The 243-nt window shown below is 44.4% G+C and carries 1 protein-coding gene; it reads right to left on the minus strand.

Annotated elements, in window-relative coordinates; translation table 11 throughout:
• Positions 1 to 10 precede the first annotated feature (10 nt).
• A partial coding sequence (locus AWV70_RS24875) for a hypothetical protein (RefSeq protein ID WP_235588771.1) occupies positions 11 to 243 on the minus strand: 233 nt, incomplete at its 5' end.

The raw sequence follows: 243 nt of genomic DNA on the forward strand, positions 1-243 counted from the left end.
ACAAGCGATTTTAAGAGGCATGTGAGGGATTTTGTAAGTAAAGTATCGGAGAAAGAGCCACAAGGCGATTTTGAGCAGTTACACAAGCGTGAGCGACGTCGTGAGCAGGATCGTGGAATGGAAAGATAAAAAGCACCCGAAGGGGTGCTTTTTTGGGGTTGGTTTTGGTGTTTTGAGCAAAGCGAAAAACGGGTTTCTTCTTCTCTTGATATAAGGGTAACATCTTCGATTTGCCCTTAACGG

Origin of the sequence: Sporosarcina koreensis, from assembly GCF_001531445.1 — a bacterium.
Taxonomy (GTDB): Bacteria; Bacillota; Bacilli; order Bacillales_A; family Planococcaceae; genus Sporosarcina; species Sporosarcina koreensis_C.